General features: G+C 67.0%; 18 protein-coding genes. 5 read left to right on the forward strand and 13 right to left on the reverse strand.

Annotation, left to right across the window (positions count from 1 at the left end):
• Window positions 1-104: 104 nt before the first annotated feature.
• Window positions 105-1,697, forward strand: a complete 1,593-nt coding sequence (gene nadB, locus TBU01S_RS00250; RefSeq protein WP_068634820.1) for an L-aspartate oxidase — start codon at window positions 105-107, stop codon at window positions 1,695-1,697.
• Here nadB and TBU01S_RS00255 read toward each other — a convergent pair whose 3' ends face one another.
• From TBU01S_RS00255 to TBU01S_RS00295, 9 genes are all read right to left on the reverse strand, one after another.
• On the reverse strand, window positions 1,698-2,192 hold the full coding sequence (locus TBU01S_RS00255) for a protein YgfX (RefSeq protein ID WP_068634639.1): 495 nt from the start codon (window positions 2,190-2,192) through the stop codon (window positions 1,698-1,700).
• A 23-nt stretch (window positions 2,193-2,215) separates the two neighbouring features.
• Window positions 2,216-3,451, reverse strand: a complete 1,236-nt coding sequence (gene fabF / locus TBU01S_RS00260) for a beta-ketoacyl-ACP synthase II (RefSeq protein ID WP_068634640.1) — start codon at window positions 3,449-3,451, stop codon at window positions 2,216-2,218.
• A 92-nt stretch (window positions 3,452-3,543) separates the two neighbouring features.
• Window positions 3,544-3,783 (reverse strand): acyl carrier protein, encoded by a 240-nt coding sequence (gene acpP, locus TBU01S_RS00265; protein ID WP_002930040.1) that lies wholly within the window; start codon window positions 3,781-3,783, stop codon window positions 3,544-3,546.
• A 90-nt stretch (window positions 3,784-3,873) separates the two neighbouring features.
• Complete coding sequence (fabG, locus tag TBU01S_RS00270) at window positions 3,874-4,623, reverse strand: 3-oxoacyl-ACP reductase FabG (protein WP_068634641.1); 750 nt, start codon at window positions 4,621-4,623, stop codon at window positions 3,874-3,876.
• 2 nt (window positions 4,624-4,625) lie between these two features.
• Window positions 4,626-5,555, reverse strand: a complete 930-nt coding sequence (gene fabD / locus TBU01S_RS00275; protein ID WP_068634642.1) for an ACP S-malonyltransferase — start codon at window positions 5,553-5,555, stop codon at window positions 4,626-4,628.
• A gap of 35 nt (window positions 5,556-5,590) precedes the next feature.
• Window positions 5,591-6,556, reverse strand: a complete 966-nt coding sequence (locus TBU01S_RS00280) for a beta-ketoacyl-ACP synthase III (RefSeq protein ID WP_068634643.1) — start codon at window positions 6,554-6,556, stop codon at window positions 5,591-5,593.
• On the reverse strand, window positions 6,553-7,569 hold the full coding sequence (gene plsX, locus TBU01S_RS00285) for a phosphate acyltransferase PlsX (RefSeq protein ID WP_068634821.1): 1,017 nt from the start codon (window positions 7,567-7,569) through the stop codon (window positions 6,553-6,555). The genes TBU01S_RS00280 and plsX overlap by 4 nt, the downstream gene beginning before the upstream one ends.
• Window positions 7,570-7,671: 102 nt before the next feature.
• Entirely contained in the window at window positions 7,672-7,851 is a 180-nt protein-coding gene (rpmF, locus tag TBU01S_RS00290) for a 50S ribosomal protein L32 (protein WP_068634644.1), read from the reverse strand.
• Window positions 7,852-7,880: 29 nt separating this feature from the next.
• A complete protein-coding gene (locus tag TBU01S_RS00295; RefSeq protein ID WP_068634645.1) occupies window positions 7,881-8,426 on the reverse strand; it encodes a YceD family protein in 546 nt (181 codons plus the stop codon).
• Window positions 8,427-8,654: 228 nt separating this feature from the next.
• Between TBU01S_RS00295 and TBU01S_RS00300 the strand changes: the two genes are divergently transcribed.
• Window positions 8,655-9,230: a Maf family protein gene (locus TBU01S_RS00300; protein ID WP_068634646.1), complete on the forward strand. Its 576-nt coding sequence runs from the start codon at window positions 8,655-8,657 to the stop codon at window positions 9,228-9,230.
• On the forward strand, window positions 9,227-9,970 hold the full coding sequence (locus TBU01S_RS00305) for an SAM-dependent methyltransferase (RefSeq protein ID WP_068634647.1): 744 nt from the start codon (window positions 9,227-9,229) through the stop codon (window positions 9,968-9,970). The genes TBU01S_RS00300 and TBU01S_RS00305 overlap by 4 nt, the downstream gene beginning before the upstream one ends.
• 136 nt (window positions 9,971-10,106) lie before the next feature.
• Here TBU01S_RS00305 and TBU01S_RS00310 read toward each other — a convergent pair whose 3' ends face one another.
• Together TBU01S_RS00310 and TBU01S_RS00315 are read right to left on the reverse strand one after the other, a co-directional pair.
• Window positions 10,107-10,763, reverse strand: coding sequence for an HAD-IA family hydrolase (locus tag TBU01S_RS00310; protein ID WP_068634648.1), 657 nt, complete (start codon window positions 10,761-10,763; stop codon window positions 10,107-10,109).
• 4 nt (window positions 10,764-10,767) lie between these two features.
• On the reverse strand, window positions 10,768-11,727 hold the full coding sequence (locus TBU01S_RS00315; protein ID WP_068634822.1) for an RluA family pseudouridine synthase: 960 nt from the start codon (window positions 11,725-11,727) through the stop codon (window positions 10,768-10,770).
• Between TBU01S_RS00315 and TBU01S_RS22810 the strand changes: the two genes are divergently transcribed.
• A complete protein-coding gene (locus TBU01S_RS22810) occupies window positions 11,726-12,064 on the forward strand; it encodes a hypothetical protein (protein ID WP_245650801.1) in 339 nt (112 codons plus the stop codon). The two genes, TBU01S_RS00315 and TBU01S_RS22810, sit on opposite strands and share 2 nt — an antisense overlap.
• Window positions 12,065-12,172: 108 nt before the next feature.
• Window positions 12,173-15,226: an Rne/Rng family ribonuclease gene (locus TBU01S_RS00320; protein ID WP_068634649.1), complete on the forward strand. Its 3,054-nt coding sequence runs from the start codon at window positions 12,173-12,175 to the stop codon at window positions 15,224-15,226.
• Window positions 15,227-15,316: 90 nt separating this feature from the next.
• On the opposite strand, the gene TBU01S_RS00325 is transcribed toward TBU01S_RS00320, so the two are convergent.
• Complete coding sequence (locus TBU01S_RS00325; RefSeq protein ID WP_068634650.1) at window positions 15,317-15,787, reverse strand: low molecular weight protein-tyrosine-phosphatase; 471 nt, start codon at window positions 15,785-15,787, stop codon at window positions 15,317-15,319.
• A 17-nt stretch (window positions 15,788-15,804) separates the two neighbouring features.
• Window positions 15,805-17,901: an excinuclease ABC subunit UvrB gene (gene uvrB / locus TBU01S_RS00330; protein ID WP_068634651.1), complete on the reverse strand. Its 2,097-nt coding sequence runs from the start codon at window positions 17,899-17,901 to the stop codon at window positions 15,805-15,807.
• Window positions 17,902-18,001: the final 100 nt, after the last annotated feature.

An 18,001-nucleotide genomic window follows, 5' to 3' on the forward strand; every position in this document is an offset into this window, starting at 1 on the left:
CCGCACGGGCGATTCGGCCGGCTGCGTGCCGGGCGCCGGCACGCCCTTGAATGGCGCGCCACGTGCTATATTTTTGGCCCTTTCCCTTGAGCGCGAGCGACATCTTGCTGAAACAGTACGACGTACTCATCCTCGGCAGCGGTGCGGCAGGCCAGTCCATGGCCCTCAGGCTCGCCGACAGCCTGCGTGTCGCCCTCGTCACCAAGCGCGAACTGTCCGACAGCGCCAGCAACTGGGCCCAGGGCGGCATCGCCGCGGTACTCGACACCGCCGACAGCATCGAAGCCCACGTCCAGGATACCTTCACCGCCGGCGCCGGCCTGTGCGACCCCGAAGCCACCCGCTTCGTCGTCGAGAACGGCAAGCGCGCCATCGAATGGCTGATCGACCGTGGCGTGCCCTTCACCCGCGAAGCCGACTCCCAACTGGGCTACCACCTGACCCGCGAAGGCGGCCACTCGCACCGGCGCATCATCCACGCCGCCGACGCCACCGGCGCCGCGGTGCAATCGACGCTGTCCGCCCAGGTGCGGGCACACCCGAACATCGACATCTTCGAGCATCACATCGCCGTCGATCTGGTGCTCGGCGACAAGATCGGCCAGCCGGACGAAGGCTGCCTCGGCGCCTACGTGCTCGACATCGAAGCCGGCAGGGTGGTGACCTTCGCCGCGCGCAACACCGTGCTGGCGACCGGCGGCACCGGCAAGGTCTATCTGTTCACGACCAACCCCGACGTCGCCACCGGCGACGGCGTGGCGATGGCCTGGCGTGCCGGCTGCCGGGTGGCGAACATGGAGTTCATCCAGTTCCACCCGACCTGCCTCTACCATCCGCAGGCCAAGTCCTTCCTGATCTCCGAAGCCGTGCGCGGCGAAGGCGGCCTGCTCAAGCTGCCCGACGGCACGCGCTTCATGCCCGAGCACGATCCGCGCGAAGAACTCGCGCCGCGCGACATCGTCGCCCGTGCGATCGACTTCGAGATGAAGAAGCGCGGCCTCGACTGCGTGTATCTGGACATCAGCTACAAGCCGACCGAATGGCTGCGCTCGCACTTTCCCAACATCTACGCGCGCTGCCTGGAACTCGGCATCGACATCACCCGCGAGCCGATCCCGGTCGTGCCTGCTGCGCACTATTCCTGCGGCGGCATCGTCACCGACCTCGCGGCGCGCACCGACGTGCCCGGCCTGTATTCGGTGGGCGAATCCGCCTGCACCGGCCTGCACGGCGCCAACCGCCTGGCGAGCAATTCCCTGCTCGAATGCCTGGTGTATGGTGAAGCCGCAGCGAACGACATCCTGGCGAAACCGAAGCGCCCCGCCCCTGTGCTACCCGACTGGGACGAGAGCCGCGTCACCGATGCCGACGAGGAAGTCGTGATCTCGCACAACTGGGCGGAACTGCGCCGCGCGATGTGGGACTACGTCGGCATCGTCCGCACCACCAAGCGGCTGAAGCGGGCACAGCATCGCATTCGCCTGCTGGCACGCGAAATCCATGAGTTCTACTCGAACTTCCGCGTCACCAACGACCTCATCGAACTGCGCAACCTGGTGGTCACCGCCGACCTGATCGTCTCCTGCGCGCTCAAGCGCAAGGAAAGCCGCGGCCTGCACCACTCGCGCGACTACCCGGATCTGCTGCCGCGGGCGCGCGAAACCATCCTGCGCCCACCACGCAAGCGCCGAACCTGATCAGGCGCCGGCCAATGGCGCGGCCTTGTGCCGCAGCCACATCCGCAACAGCCGCCAATGCACCGGCGCCATGTTGGCCCGCAGCAGCATCAAACGGCGCTGGAGCCTTTCCGGGGAAGCGCCACTTTCGGCCACCGGGCCGACGAGCGGCAGCCATACCGCCCAGCCGAAATCGACCGCGCCGGGCGCGAGGCGATAGTCGTGAATGGCAGCGGCATCGCCATCGGCGCAGCATTGCACGCTCAGCCCGCCTTCGCCCCCAAGGACGAGCACCCATCCGCGCTTGGCGCGCTCCCGGGCAAGGGCATGGAACAGCGACAGCGGCAGCGCAAGCCCGAGTGCGACACCCAGCAGTTGCAACCGCGACCACGGCTCGCCGGACGGCATCAGCCCCGGCACATGAAAAAGCGCCAACCCCGCCACGGCATGCGCGGCCAGGATCGACGCCATCACGGCCCTCGAAGGGCCAAGCGGAACGCTCAGCGGAAAGTGCATGGCTTCACCATGCGCCTTCCACCTCAGACCTTGCGGAACACCAAGGTGCCGTTGGTGCCGCCGAAACCGAAGTTGTTCTTCAGCGCGACATCGATCTTCATCGGGCGGGCGACGTTCGCGCAGTAGTCGAGATCGCACTCCGGATCCTGCTCGAAGATGTTGATCGTCGGCGGCGAAATCTGGTTATGCACCGCGAGCACCGTGAACACCGACTCCAGGCCGCCTGCGCCGCCCAGCAGGTGGCCGGTCATCGACTTGGTCGAATTGACCACCAGCTTCTTCGCCGCATCGACACCGAAGGCGAGCTTGATCGCATCGGTCTCGTTCTTGTCGCCCAGCGGCGTCGAGGTACCGTGCGCATTCAGGTAATGGACCTGATCGGGCGTCACGCCGGCGTTCTTCATCGCGTTGACCATGCTGCGGCGCGGGCCGTCGGTGTCCGGCGCGGTCATGTGGTAGGCATCGCCGCTCATGCCGAAGCCGGCGAGCTCGGCGTAAATCTTCGCGCCGCGGCGCACCGCGTGCTCGTACTCCTCGAGCACCATCACGCCGGCGCCCTCACCCAGCACGAAGCCGTCGCGATCCTTGTCCCACGGGCGGCTGGCCGTCGCCGGATCGTCGTTGCGGGTCGACAAGGCCTTGGCCGAGGCGAAGCCGCCGATGGCGAGATTGGTGACCGTCGATTCCGCGCCGCCACAGACCATCACGTCGGCGTCGCCGTACTCGATCATGCGTGCGCTCATGCCGATGGCATGGAGACCGGTGGTGCAGGCGGTGACCACCGCCAGGTTCGGCCCCTTCATGCCGTACATGATCGACAGGTTGCCCGAGATCATGTTGATGATGGTGCCCGGAATGAAGAAAGGCGAAATCTTGCGCGGCCCGCCGCCGAGGAAATCGTCGTGCGTATCCTCGATCATCGGCAGGCCGCCGATGCCGGAGCCGATGTTCACGCCGATGCGATCGGCGTTGCTTTCATCGACCACGATGCCGGAGTCGCGAATGGCCTGTATGCCTGCGGCCATGCCGTAATGGATGAACACGTCCATCCGGCGCGCTTCCTTGGCGGACAGGTATTCGGTGACGTCGAAGTTCCTGACCTCGCCCGCGATCCTGGCCGAAAACGCACTCGCGTCGAAACGGGTGATCGGTCCGATGCCGCTCTTGCCGGCAAGCAGGTTTTCCCAGGCTTCGGGAACAGTATTGCCGACTGGCGAAATGGCACCCAGACCGGTGACGACGACTCTACGACGCGACACGGGCAACTCCGTTGAAATCGGTGGAATGAAGACATGCGTATCCGGACACCGCAACAGCGGCATCCGGACCGCGTTCGCTCAAGAGAAGCGAATTACTTCTTGAGGTGGGCGTTGACGTAGTCGATCGCCTGCTGGACGGTGGTGATCTTCTCGGCCTCTTCGTCCGGAATCTCGCACTCGAATTCTTCTTCGAGGGCCATGACCAGCTCCACGGTGTCCAGCGAATCCGCGCCAAGATCATCGACGAACGAAGATTCGGTCTTGATCTCCGATTCGTTCACGCCAAGTTGCTCAGCGACGATCTTCTTGACGCGCTGTTCGATGTTCTCCATGAACTAACTCCTTCCCTGAGGGTAACGGGTGTATTGAAAAAGCCGGCGTATTCTACCAAAACCCGGCCGAACCGCTATCCTGACCGATGATCAGGACATGTACATACCGCCGTTGACGTGCAGGGTGGTCCCGGTCACGTAGGCGGCAGCAGGCGAGGCAAGGAAAGAAACTGCCCCGGCGATCTCTTCCGGACGGCCCAGACGGCCCAGCGCGATGTTGCCCAGCAGCGCGTCGCGCGCAGCTTCCGGCAGCGCACGCGTCATGTCGGTGTCGATGAAGCCGGGCGCCACGCAATTGACGGTGATGTTGCGGCTGCCCAGCTCGCGCGCCAGTGCGCGCGTCATGCCGGCCACGCCGGCCTTGGCCGCAGCGTAGTTGGCCTGGCCCGGATTGCCGGCGCTGGCCACCACCGAAGTGATGTTGATGATGCGGCCCGTGCGGGCCTTCATCATGCCGCGCATGACCAGCTTGCTCATGCGGAAGACCGCGCGCAGGTTGGTGTCGAGCACCGCATCCCACTCGTCGTCCTTCATCCGCATCGCCAGGTTGTCGCGGGTGATGCCGGCATTGTTGACCAGGATGGAAATCGCGCCGAAGCGCTTCTCGACCTCGCCGACCAGCGCCTCACAGGAGGCCGCGTCGGTGACGTCGAGCGCCAGCCCGGCGCCCTTGATACCTGCATCGGCCAGCGCCTTGTCGATGTCGGCGGCACCGGCTGCGGAAGTGGCGGTACCGACGACGGTCGCGCCGAGACGGCCCAGTTCCAATGCCACGGCGCGGCCGATGCCGCGCGACGCGCCAGTGACCAGCGCGACCTGTCCTTCAAGCGAGAAACTCATATTCACCTCACCGCCGCAATCGACTGTTCGAGGCTCGCCGCATCGTGCGCCGAACCGCCTTCCACATCCTTGGCAATGCGCTTGGTCATGCCGGCCAGCACCTTGCCCGGCCCGCATTCGATGACGTGGCTCATGCCGCGCGCCGCCATCGCCTGCACCAGCTCGATCCAGCGCACCGGCGAATAGGCCTGGCGCACCAGGGCGTCGCGGATCTTCTCGGGATCGTCGTAGACGGCGACGTCGACGTTGTTGATGACGTCGATCTCCGGCCGGGCGATGACGATGTCCGCCAGGCGCTCGGCCAGGCGTTCGGCCGCAGGGCGCATCAGCGCGCAGTGGAAAGGCGCGGATACCGGCAGCAGCACGGCGCGCTTGGCACCCCTGGCCTTGGCGATCTCGCCGGCGCGCTCGACCGCGGCCTTCGCACCGGCGATGACGATCTGGCCCGGCGCATTCAGGTTGGCGGCCTCGACCACCTGCCCCTGCGCCGCTTCGGCACAGGCTTCGCGCACGGCGTCGGCCTCCAGGCCCATCACCGCGGCCATCGCGCCTTCGCCGGCGGGCACCGCTTCCTGCATCGCCTGGGCGCGGAAGCGCACCAGCGGCACGGCATCCTTGAAAGCCATCGCCCCGGCAGCGACCAGCGCCGAGTATTCGCCCAGGCTGTGCCCGGCCACCAGCGCCGGCTTGGGGCCGCCCGCGGCCAGCCAGGCGCGCCAGGCGGCAACGCCCGCCGTCAGCATCAGCGGCTGGGTGTTGACCGTCAGTGCCAGACGCTCGGCCGGGCCGTCGCACACCATCGCCCACAGATCATCGCCCAGCGCATCGGACGCTTCGGCGAAGGTTTCACGAATCACTGCGGATTCGCCGTAGGCGGCCATCATGCCGACCGATTGCGAACCCTGCCCGGGAAAAACCAGCGCAAATGCCATGCCTGCTCTCCGGTTGTCAGAAGTTGAATGAGGAATCAGAAATCGATCAGGGCCGCGCCCCAGGTGAAACCGCCGCCGACGCCCTCGACGACGATGCGATGGCCCGGACGGATCTGGCCGCCGCGCACGGCCTCGTCCAGCGCCAGCGGAATCGACGCTGCCGAGGTGTTGCCGTGGTGATCCAGCGTGGTGACGACCTTTTCCATCGACAGGCCCAGGCGCTTGGCCGTGGCCTGGATGATGCGGATGTTGGCCTGGTGCGGGATCAACCAGTCGATGCTGTCGGCGGTGACGCCCGCGATGTCTAGCACTTCGTGGGCGACTTCGCCGAGCACCTTGACCGCGAACTTGAACACCGCCTGGCCGTCCATGCGCAGGAAGGGGTCGCCGATGACCTGGCCCGAGGCGACGCCGCCCGGCACGCACAGGATCGGATGATGGCTGCCGTCGGCGTGCAGCGCCGACGCGCGGATGCCGGGCTGCGCCGAGGCTTCGAGCACCACCGCGCCGGCGCCATCGCCGAACAGTACGCAAGTGGCGCGATCGGACCAGTCGAGGATGCGCGAGAACACTTCGGTACCCACCACCAGCGCACGCTTGTGGCTGCCGGAACAGATGAACTTCTCAGCCACCGACAGCGCATAGACGAAGCCGCTGCACACCGCCTGCACGTCAAAGGCCGCGCCGCCGTTGCGGATGCCGAGCTTGGACTGCAGCAGCGTGGCCGTGCTCGGGAAGATGTAGTCCGGCGTCGAGGTGGCGACGATGATCAGGTCGATGTCCTCGGCCTCGCAGCCCGCCGCGTCGATCGCGCGCTCGGCGGCGATTCGCGCCAGATCGCTGGCGCCGACGTCGGCAGCAGCCAGATGGCGGCTGCGGATACCCGAGCGCGAGACGATCCAGTCGTCCGATGTGTCGATACCGCGTGCGACCAGATCGTCGTTGCTGACCGGTTCACCGGGCAGGTAGCTGCCCGTGCCCGCGATCCTTGCGTAGATCATGCCTTCACCTCGTTCATGCTCGCCATCCGTTCGGAAATCCGCTCAATGAGCCGGTTCGACGCCGCCTCGGCGGCGCGCGCAAGCGCAGTGCTGAAAGCGAGCACGTCGGCCGAACCATGGCTCTTGAGCACCACTCCGCGCAAGCCCAGCAGCGGCGCACCATTGTAAAGGCGATGATCGACCCGCTGCTTGAAACGCTTGAGCACCGGCAATGCCACGGCAGCCATCAGCTTGGTCAGCAGCGAGCGGCTGAACTCCTCCTTCAGCATCGCGCCCAGCATCTGCGCCAGCCCTTCCGAGGTCTTGAGCGCGACGTTGCCGACGAAGCCGTCGCACACGACGACGTCCACCGTGCCTTCGTAGATGTCGTCGCCTTCGACGTTGCCGTAGAAGTTGAGTCCGCTGGCACGCAGCAGGTCGGCCGCCTCCTTGACGACGTCGTTGCCCTTGATCGCCTCTTCACCGATGTTGAGCAGGCCGACGCTCGGACGCTCCTTGTGCTCGATGGCCGCGACCAGCGACGAACCCATGACGCCGAACTGCAGCAGGTGCTCGGCCGAACAGTCGACGTTGGCGCCGAGATCGAGCACATAGGTGTGCCCCCTCATCGACGGCAGCACGGTGGCGATCGCCGGCCGGTCGACGCCGGGCAGCGTCTTCAGCACGAAACGCGAGATCGCCATCAGCGCGCCGGTATTGCCGGCCGACACGGCGGCGTTCGCCTCGCCGGCCTTGACCAGGTCCATCACCACGCGCATCGACGAATCCTTCTTGGTGCGCATGGCGATCGCCGGCGGGTCGTCCATGGTGACGACCTCGGACGCGGGACGCAGCTTCAGGCGGGCGCCGAATTCGGATTGGGCCGTACCGAGCAGAGGCTGTATCGCCTCTTCCCGGCCGACCAGGATTACGTTTGCATCGGCATGGCTGCGCAGGAAGGACAGCGCGGCAGGCACGGTCACGGCCGGGCCGTGATCGCCACCCATGCAGTCGATCGCAATGGTGACACCCATCGGCATCTCGCGTGACTCAGGCGGAAAATGTAAAGAATGCGCGGAAAAAAAGCGGCGCAGGCGCAAAGCGCCATACGCCGCCTTCGCGTACCGGGAGCAGGATTACTCGCCCTTGGCCTTCATGACCTTCTTGCCACGGTAGACGCCGCTCGGGCTGACGTGGTGGCGCAGATGGACCTCACCGGTGGTCGGCTCGACGGCCAGCGCCGGAGCGGTCAGGAAATCGTGGGAACGGTGCATGCCACGCTTGGAGGGGGACTTCTTGTTCTGTTGGACGGCCATGAAAATACTCCTGAGACAAATTGATGCGCCTAGTCTGCGCGATGACTGCCTCGCAGCGACGCCAGCGCAGCGAAAGGCGATTCTTCGTTGGCCCCGTTGACTCCCCGGGGCGCCTCACATTGTTCGTGTCGCGGTGCAATCGGCAGGGCCAGCAGGATCTCTTCCTCGACCAGCGCCAGCACGTCGAGACCTTCCTCGATCTCGATCGCATCGACTTCGTCGTCTTCGAGTTCCTCGTCGGGAATGGGCTGCCCCGCCCTCACCGGCTGCAGCATGGTCTCGACCGCCAAGGGCCAGCCGAAACCCGCCAGGCAGCGCTGGCAACGCAGATCCAGCCGCCCTTCGAGCACCAGCCTGAGCCGGGGTTCCCGCCGGCCGGACGAGCCACCTTCGGCAAGCGTCCGTTCAGCCAGCGAGCCTTCGATCTTCCAGCCCACCACGCCCGCATCGCTGGCCAGCACATCGGCCAGGCGCGGCAATTCCGCCACCTCGACCTCGCCCGACAGGGTCCGTGCCTCGGCGGCGAAACGGAAGGGATCGGCAATCCTGCCGAGCGACGCGCCTCGTTGCGACATAGCCGTGCATGATATTATTTTTTCGGGCTTTGTGTCAAAGCCATTGAAGGGAAAGACGCCCCGCACTCTCCTCTCCCCGACCCGCAACGGGGCGCTCCGAAACCGGGCACCGCCAGCCAGGCGCCCTGATGTCGGACGCCCTCCCCGCCAGGAAGAAGAGGAGCGGAACCACACTCGGGACGACCACTCGATCGGCCCGCCATCCCCGCCCACCTGCCGAACCACGCAATGAAGCTGATCCTCGCCTCCACCTCCGCCTACCGGCGGATGCTGCTCGAACGCCTGCTCATCCCGTTCGAGACCGCACGCCCCGACACCGACGAAACCCCGTTGCCGGGCGAAGCCCCCGACGCCACTGCCGAACGCCTCGCCGCCGACAAGGCGCGCGCCGTGGCACCGGCCTGGCCGGACGCACTGATCATCGGCAGCGACCAGGTTGCCCACATCGGTGACCAGGTGTTCGGCAAACCGGGCAGCGAGGAGCGCGCCATCGCCCAACTGCAGCAGATGAGCGGCCAAACCGTGAGCTTCCACACCGCGCTCGCGCTGCTCAATACCCGCACCGGCCGCCTGCAGGTCGAAGGCGTGCCGACGCGCGTGCGTTTCCGCAGCCTGAGCGAAGACGAGATCCGCCGCTACGTCACCGCCGAGCGCCCGCTCGACTGCGCCGGCAGCGCCAAGGTGGAGGGCCTGGGCATCACCCTGCTCGAAGCGCTGTCCGGCGACGATCCCACGGCGCTGATCGGCCTGCCGCTGATCACGCTGTCGCGCATGCTGCGCGCCGAAGGCGTCGCCCTGCCATGAGCGCCGCCCACTCCCCGGCCGGCGAACGCGGCACGCTCTTCCTCGTTCCGGTCGCCCTCGGCGACACGCCCTGGCCCGGCTTCCTGCCCACCCAGGCGCAGGCGATCGCTGCCGGCCTGGAACACTTCGTCGTCGAAAACGCCCGCGCCGCGCGTGCCCACCTGAAGCGGCTCGACTACCCTCGTCCGCTGCGCGACACCGACATCCGCGAACTGCCGGCCGACCCTGCGACCGCGCAGGATGCGGCTTTCGACATGCTGCTCGCGCCGGCGCTGGAAGGCCGCGACCTGGGCCTGATGTCGGACGCCGGCTGTCCCGCCGTCGCCGATCCCGGCGCCCGCCTGGTGGCGCGCGCCCACGCGCTGGGCATCCGCGTCGCACCGCTGGTCGGGCCCTCGTCCATCCTGCTCGGCCTGATGGGCTCGGGCCTGAACGGCCAGAGCTTCGCCTTCCATGGCTATCTGCCGGTCGACGAAGCCGGCCGCGACACCGCGCTGCGCGCGCTGGAAGACGAATCGCGCAAGCTCGGCCGCACCCAGATCTTCATCGAGACACCCTACCGCAACGAACGCATGTTCGACGCGCTGCTGAAGACGCTGAAGCCGGACACCCGCGTCTGCGTCGCCCGCGAACTCAATACTGCCGAGGAGGCCATCCATACGCGCAGCGTGCGCGAATGGAAGAAAGCCATCCGCCCGGTGCTGGCGAAGCGGCCTTGTTTGTTTCTGCTGCTGGCTTAGGCTGGCGCCCATACGGTCGCCGCAGGAGCGGCCGCGAATGCAGCCGTGGAAGCATCAGCGAGGCCCTGTTCGCAGCCAGGCGTCCCGGCTGAAGCCGCTACGGGAAGAGGCCTCCCGGCACCGTGAAGGCAACAAACTAGGCACGCTCCAGCAGCCAGCGCGCCATGTCGCCCGGCGTGCGCACGCAGGCCAGCGGCCGTTCGGCCTCCAGCACTGCCAGCGGATGCGCACCGAAGCCCACCGCCAGGCCGGCTACGCCGGCGTTGCGCGCCATCTGCATGTCATGGGTGGTGTCGCCCACCATCAGCGTGCGCGCCGGATCGGCACCGAGTTCGTCCATCAACTGTTCCAGCATCGCCGGATGCGGCTTCGAGAAGCACTCGTCGGCGCAGCGCGTCGCGAGGAAATGCGCGCCCAGCCCGGTATGCGCCAGCGCCCGATCCAGGCCGACCCGGCTCTTGCCGGTGGCCACCCCCAGCATGCGGCCACGCCCGGCCAGCTCGGCGATCAACTGCGGCACGCCGTCGAACAAGCGCAGTTCGTGGTCCATGGAGAGGAAATGATGGCGATAGCGCTCGATGATGCGCGGATAGTCGGGCTCGCGCAGCGCCGGCACCGCGTGGCGCAAGGCTTCGCCCAGCCCCAGCCCGATCACGTAGCGCGCCTGCTCGTCGCTCGGCTCGGGCAGACCGAGATCACGACAGGAAGCCTGGATGGCCTGGGCGATGGCCGCCGCCGAATCGAGCAGCGTACCGTCCCAGTCGAACACGATCAGATCGAAACCCTCAACCATTCGCTCAGCCACTCGTCTTCTCCGCGACGCCCAGGGCGTCGATGAAGGATTGCAGTTCCGGCGGCAGCGCCGCCTCGAAGGACAGCGCCTCGCCAGTCAACGGGTGCTGGAACGAGAGCCGCGCCGCATGCAGGAACATGCGCTTCAGCCCCTCGCCTTCCAGCCGCTTGTTGAGGGCGAAGTCGCCGTACTTGTCGTCGCCGCACAGCGGAAAACCGAGATGCGTCAGATGCACCCGGATCTGGTGGGTGCGGCCGGTCTTCAGTTCCACTTCGAGCAGGCTGTAGTCGCGCCAGCGCTTCACCAGCCGCACGATGCTGTGCGAAGGCTTGCCCTCGTCGCCGACGCGCACGCGGCGTTCGCCTTCGGCAGTCAGGTACTTGAGCAGCGGCGCCTTCACGTGCTGCAAGGGGTTGCTCCAGCGCCCCGCCACCAGGGTCAGGTAGCGCTTCTCGACGCACCCTTCGCGCAGCAGGTCGTGCAGCGCGGTCAGCGCGGAACGCTTCTTCGCCACGATCAGCAGGCCCGAAGTCTCGCGGTCGAGCCGGTGCGCCAGTTCGAGCATGCGCACTTCAGGCCGCTGCACCCGCAACTGCTCGATGACGCCGTAGCTGACGCCGCTGCCGCCATGCACGGCCTTGCCCGCCGGCTTGTCGATGACGATCAGCGCGTCGTCCTCGTACACTACCGGCAGCGGCTTGCCCGCCGGCGCGGGCGCGCTGCGCACGGGTTCGGCGACCCGGATCGGCGGAATGCGCACTTCATCGCCTTCGGCCAGGCGGTAGGTCTGCTGCACCCGCCGGCCGTTCACCCTCACCTCGCCGCTGCGCAGGATGCGGTAGATATGGCTCTTGGGCACACCCTTGGCGATGCGCTGCAGGTAATTGTCGATGCGCTGCCCGGCCGAAGCCTCGTCGATGCGCTCGTGTCTTACCGCAATGCTTTTGCCTTCGATAGTCGTCATGAAATATACTTTCGGGCGGTCGACCCGGTCGCTGCCAGCCAAGTGCATCAGTCGAGGCTCCGTACGTCGAAACGACGGGCCTGAAGACGACGGCAAACTGCTGGCGATGAGCCCTGAAGAGCGCTCCCGGCGTCGCCGCTGCGTGCCATCCAATGCCAAAAAAGGCGCCGATGGTAACGCAATCGCCAACTTCGATACACCCGTCCAGCCCCTGGGTTGGATTTTGACGCGTTACTCGCACTTGCAGGATCAAATGTTCCGGCCCGGCAGCCCCATGACCGGCCCGCTGGCGGGAACAAGAGAATATCGACCAGCCGACCCATCACAGCCCGACTAACCCACCGGATGCAAACAGAAGCCCAAGCCAATCGCTCCTGAAGCCGGAAAGCGCGATGGTGCGCGCCGTTCGTCCTGCCCGTGCTTTTGACGCGGGAGAACGATCCAAATGAAGCGCATGCTTTTCAATGCGACGCAGGCCGAGGAACTGCGCGTCGCAATCGTGGATGGTCAGAAACTGATCGACCTCGATATCGAATCGGCCTCGAAGGAAGAACGCAAGAGCAACATCTACAAGGCGGTCATCACCCGCATCGAGCCCAGCCTCGAGGCCGCCTTCGTCGACTATGGCGCCGAGCGCCATGGCTTCCTGCCGTTCAAGGAAATTTCCCGCTCCTACTTCCAGCCCGGCGTGGACGCCGGCAAGGCCTCCATCAAGGAAGCGCTGAAGGAGGGCCAGGAACTGATCGTCCAGGTCGAGAAGGACGAGCGCGGCAACAAGGGCGCAGCGCTCACCACCTACATCTCGCTGGCCGGCCGCTACCTGGTGCTGATGCCGAACAACCCGCGCGGCGGCGGCGTGTCGCGCCGCGTCGAAGGCGACGAGCGTGCCGAACTGCGCGAAGCGATGGACCAGCTCGACGTGCCGCAGGGCATGAGCCTGATCGCCCGCACCGCCGCGATCGGCCGCAGCGCCGAAGAGCTGTCATGGGACTTGAGCTACCTGCTGCAACTGTGGCGCGCGATCGAAGGCGCGGCGCAGAGCCAGAGCGGCGCTTTCCTGATCTACCAGGAAGGCAGCCTGGTGATCCGCGCGATCCGCGACTACTTCCAGCCCGACATCGGCGAGATCCTGATCGACACCGACGACGTCTATGAACAGGCCTGCCAGTTCATGGGCCACGTCATGCCCGCCAACGTCACCCGGGTGAAGCGCTACAGCGACGACGTGCCGCTGTTCTCGCGCTTCCAGATCGAGCACCAGATCGAATCGGCCTACTCGCGCCAGGTCGGCCTGCCCTCGGGCGGCGCCGTCGTCATCGACCACACCGAGGCGCTGGTGTCGATCGACGTCAACTCCGGCCGCGCCACCAAGGGCTCGGACATCGAGGAAACCGCCTTCCGCACCAACTGCGAGGCGGCCGACGAAATCGCCCGCCAGCTCCGCCTGCGCGACCTCGGCGGCCTGATCGTCATCGACTTCATCGACATGGAGTCGGCCAAGAACCAGCGCGAAGTCGAGAACCGCCTGCGCGACGCGCTGCGCCACGACCGCGCCCGCGTGCAGACCGGCAAGATCAGCCGCTTCGGCCTGCTCGAACTGTCGCGCCAGCGCCTGCGCCCGGCCCTGGCCGAAACCAGCTACATCACCTGCCCGCGCTGCAACGGCACCGGCCACATCCGCAGCACCGAATCGTCGGCGCTGCACATCGTCCGCATCCTCGAAGAAGAAGCGATGAAGGACAACACCGGCGCGGTGCACCTGCAGGTGCCGGTCGACGTCGCCACCTTCCTGCTCAACGAGAAGCGCGTCGACATCGCCCGCATCGAGATGCGCCACAAGGTGCAGCTCATCATCGTCCCCAACCGCCACCTCGAAACGCCGGCACACGAAATCATCCGCCTGCGCCACGACCAGCTCAACGCCGAGGACATCGCGCTGGCGAGCTACCAGATGGTGCAGAAGCCCGACGAGGACGTCGCCCGCCTGCCAAGCAAGAACAACGAGCGCCCCGCCCGCCAGGAAGCCGCGGTCAAGAGCATCGCCCCGGCCCAGCCCGCGCCGGCCGCCGCCAACGCTGCACAGCCGGCCGAGCAAAGCGCCGCCGCAGCCGAGCCGAAGGGGCTGCTGGCACGCATCATGAGCTGGTTCTCCGGCGCCAAGCCGCAAACCGCCCCGGCCCCCGACCCCGCCGCCGAAACGGCGCCGAAACGCGAAACCCGTGCACGTGGCGAGCGCACTGGCGAAGGACGCCGCAACGGCGGCAACCGCGGCCGCCGTGGCGAACGCGATGGCGACGCACAGCCCGGCCGTAGCACGCGCGGCGAACGCCAGGAACGCGCCGAGGCCGCCGACAAGCCGCAGCGCGCCGAAAAGGCCGAACGCAGCAGTGAACGCACCGAAGGCCGCGGCCGTGGCCGCAGCCGTGGCGAACGCAGCAACGAACGCGCAGCCGAAACCCTGCCGGCCGGTGCCCTGGCAGCCGAGGGCAACGACGAACTGCTGAAGTCCGCCGCCGCATTGACCACCGTTGCCGCCGCCACCGCTGCTGAGGCCGCCCCGGCCGACGCCGCCAGCGGCGAAGAAGGCGCGTCCGGCGAAAAGCGCCGCCGCCGCGGCCGCGGCCGTGGCCGCCGCACGGGCGAAGCCCTGGCGGATGCCGCAGCGCAAGGCAGCACGGAAACAGGCGCAGCAGGCGAAGACGCTGCGACCGCCGAAGACGCCAGCGCCGCTCCTGCCGCTCCGGTCGAGGAAAGCCCTGCCGCGGAAGCCGCGCCCGTCGCTGCTGAAACCGCTGCAGAGGTGATCGAACAGCCGGCCCAGGCCGAAGCGCAAGCTCCGGCTGAACAGACCGAAGCCTCCGCAGCCGAAGCAACGCCGGCCGAAGCACCGGCCGTGGCTGAAGTGGATACGGCCGAAGCAGCCACTGCCCCGGCAGCAGGAGCTGTGCAGACAGCCGAAGAAGCCGCAGCGCTGCCGGTCGTCGCCGTGACAGTTGAGGCAGTCCCCACTACGCCGGTCGATACCGCGCCGGTCGATACCGCGGTGACCGAGGCGGAAGCGCTGGCCCCGGTCAAGCTCGCAAGCGAAGTCGAAGCAGAACAGCCGGCAGCAATCGAGGCAGCGGCAGACGAAGCTCCCGTAGCGCAGGCGCCGGTCGTAGAGCTCGCCGCTCAGCCGGTCGCCGAGGAGAGCACGGCAGTCGAAACCGAAGCGCCAGCCCCGGCCGACACGGTACCTTCGCTGATCGAGCGCGCAGCCATCGCCGCCCGAACCACCAATGGCGAGGCGACGAGCGCCGAAGCCGCTGCAAGCCTGGCGCCGAGCGCCCCCATCTCGGTTCCGGGAGAAAACGGCCTGGTCATGATCGAGACCGATCCGACCAAGCGCGCGGCATTCGGCACCGGCGCCCCGGAGCAGCCGGTCCGCCTCGGCCGCAAGCCGCGCCCGGCTCCCGTCATCATCGAAGAGCCGCTGCAGCAGGTCGAAACGCGCAATTGAGCGCGGGTTCGATCCGCACATGCGAAAAGGCCACTCCCTTACGGGGGTGGCCTTTTTCTCATTCAGGCGCCGATACGGCGCACGGACCGCTCAAGCCTGGGTCGTCACGCTCTCCAGCAAGCCGCGCACGCCGCTCTCGCACAGATCCAGCACGGTGTCGAAGCCCTTGGGGCCGCCGTAGTACGGATCGGGCACCTCGTCGAGCTCGCTGCCGCGTGCATAGCTCATGAACAGGCCCAGGCGCGGGAGATAGACCTCCGGGCACATGCGCTGCATGTACTCCATATGGCCGCGATCCATCGCCAGCACGAGGTCGAAGCGCTGGAAGTCGGATACGTGCAGCTTGCGCGCACGCAGGTCCGACAGATCGTAGCCGCGCTGCTGCGCCGCCTTGCGCGCGCGTGGATCGGGCGCCTCGCCGACATGGTAGCCGTGCGTGCCCGCGGAATCGACCTCGATCAGCCCGCCGAGCCCGCCTGTCTGGATGTAATGCCGGGCGATGCCCTCGGCGGTCGGCGACCGGCAGATGTTGCCGGAGCACACGAACAGGATTTTCACCATCTCTCCTCCCCTCCTCGTCAAACGCTGCCGTGCTGGTCTGCGCCAAACGCGCGCTGGCGAAGCTTGAACAGCTCGTCGCGTGCCGCAGCGGCTTTCTCGAACTCCAGGTTGCGGGCGTGTTCCTGCATCTCCTTTTCCAGGCGCTTGATCGCCCGCGCCAGTGCCTTCTCGTCCATCACCGCATAGTCGGCCTCCTTCTCGGCCACGCGCGCGGTGTCGCGCTTGGCGCCATCCGAATCATAGACCCCGTCGATGATGTCCTTGATGCGCTTCGTCACCGATTTCGGCACGATGCCGTGGGCTTCGTTGAAGGCGATCTGTTTCTGGCGGCGGCGTTCCGTCTCGCCGATCGCCGCCTTCATCGAGTCGGTCATGCGGTCGGCGTACAGGATGGCGGTGCCATGCAGGTGGCGCGCGGCGCGGCCGATGGTCTGGATCAGCGAGCGCTCGGAACGCAGGAAACCTTCCTTGTCCGCATCCAGGATCGCTACCAGCGACACTTCGGGAATGTCCAGGCCTTCGCGCAGCAGGTTGATGCCCACCAGCACGTCGAACTCGCCCAGGCGCAGGTCACGGATGATCTCGACCCGCTCCACGGTGTCGATGTCCGAATGCAGATAGCGCACGCGGATGCCGTTGTCGGCCAGGTAGTCGGTCAGGTCCTCGGCCATGCGCTTGGTCAGCACGGTGACCAGCACACGCTCATTCACCGCCAGCCGCTTCTTGATCTCGGACAGCAGGTCGTCGACCTGCGTCATCGCCGGGCGCACCTCCACCAGCGGGTCGATCAGCCCGGTGGGGCGCACCACCTGCTCCACCACCTGGCCCTGGTGCTCTTCCTCGTACTTCGCCGGCGTCGCCGAAACGAAGATGGTCTGCGGCATCAGGCGCTCGAATTCGTCGAACTTCAGCGGCCGGTTGTCCAGCGCCGAAGGCAGGCGGAAGCCGTAGCCGACCAGGTTCTCCTTGCGCGAGCGGTCGCCCTTGTACATGCCGCCGACCTGGCCGATGGCGACGTGCGATTCGTCGACGAACAGCAGCGCATCGGCCGGCAGGTAGTCGATCAGCGTCGGCGGCGGCTCGCCCTGCCCGCGGCCGGAAAGATGGCGCGAGTAGTTCTCGATGCCCTTGCAGAAGCCCATCTCGTTGAGCATCTCGAGGTCGAAGCGGGTGCGCTGCTCGATGCGCTGCGCTTCCACCAGCTTGCCTTCGCGCTGGAAGAAGGCGACGCGCTCGCGCAGTTCGTCCTTGATCGCCTCCACCGCCTTCAGCACGGTGGCGCGCGGCGTCACGTAGTGGCTGGACGGGTAGACGGTGAAGCGCGCCAGCCTGTGGCGCAGGTGGCCGGTGAGCGGGTCGAACAGCGTCAGGTGCTCGATCTCGTCGTCGAACATCTCGATGCGCACCGCCAGCTCGGCGTTTTCCGCCGGAAACACGTCGATGACGTCGCCGCGCACGCGGAAGGTGCCGCGGCGGAAGTCGATGTCGGCGCGGGTGTACTGCATCGCCACCAGGCGCTGGATCAGGTCGCGGTGCGCCATGCGCTCGCCTTCGCGCAGGTGCAGGATCATCGCGTGGTAATCGACCGGGTCGCCGATGCCGTAGATGCACGACACCGTGGCCACGATCACCACGTCGCGCCGCTCCATCAGGCTCTTGGTCGCCGACAGCCGCATCTGCTCGATGTGCTCGTTGATCGACGAGTCCTTCTCGATGAAGAGGTCGCGCGAGGGCACGTAGGCTTCGGGCTGGTAGTAGTCGTAGTAGCTGACGAAGTACTCCACCGCATTCTCGGGCAGGAACTCCTTGAACTCGGCGTACAACTGCGCCGCCAGCGTCTTGTTCGGTGCCAACACCAGCGCCGGCCGGCCCATGCGGGCGATGACGTTGGCCATCGTGTAGGTCTTGCCCGAGCCGGTCACGCCCAGCAGGGTCTGGTACATCAGCCCGTCCTCGACCCCTTCGCACAGCAGGCGGATCGCCTCGGGCTGGTCGCCGGCGGGTGGAAACGGCTGGTGCAGGCGGAAAGGACTGCCTTCGTAGCTCACCACCTGCGGTCCGTTCGCCGGGCTGCCGGACGCGGTGCTTCCTTCGCTGTTGCCATGACTCGTCATGCTAATATTTCGCCTTGCGTGTGCGGTGCACCAAGAACGGCGCGCCGGACGAAAACGCCGATTATTTCCCAAATCGCGCGACAAGGCACGGCCCATGCCG

The organism is Thauera butanivorans NBRC 103042 (genome assembly GCF_001591165.1).
Lineage (GTDB): Bacteria > Pseudomonadota > Gammaproteobacteria > Burkholderiales > Rhodocyclaceae > Thauera > Thauera butanivorans.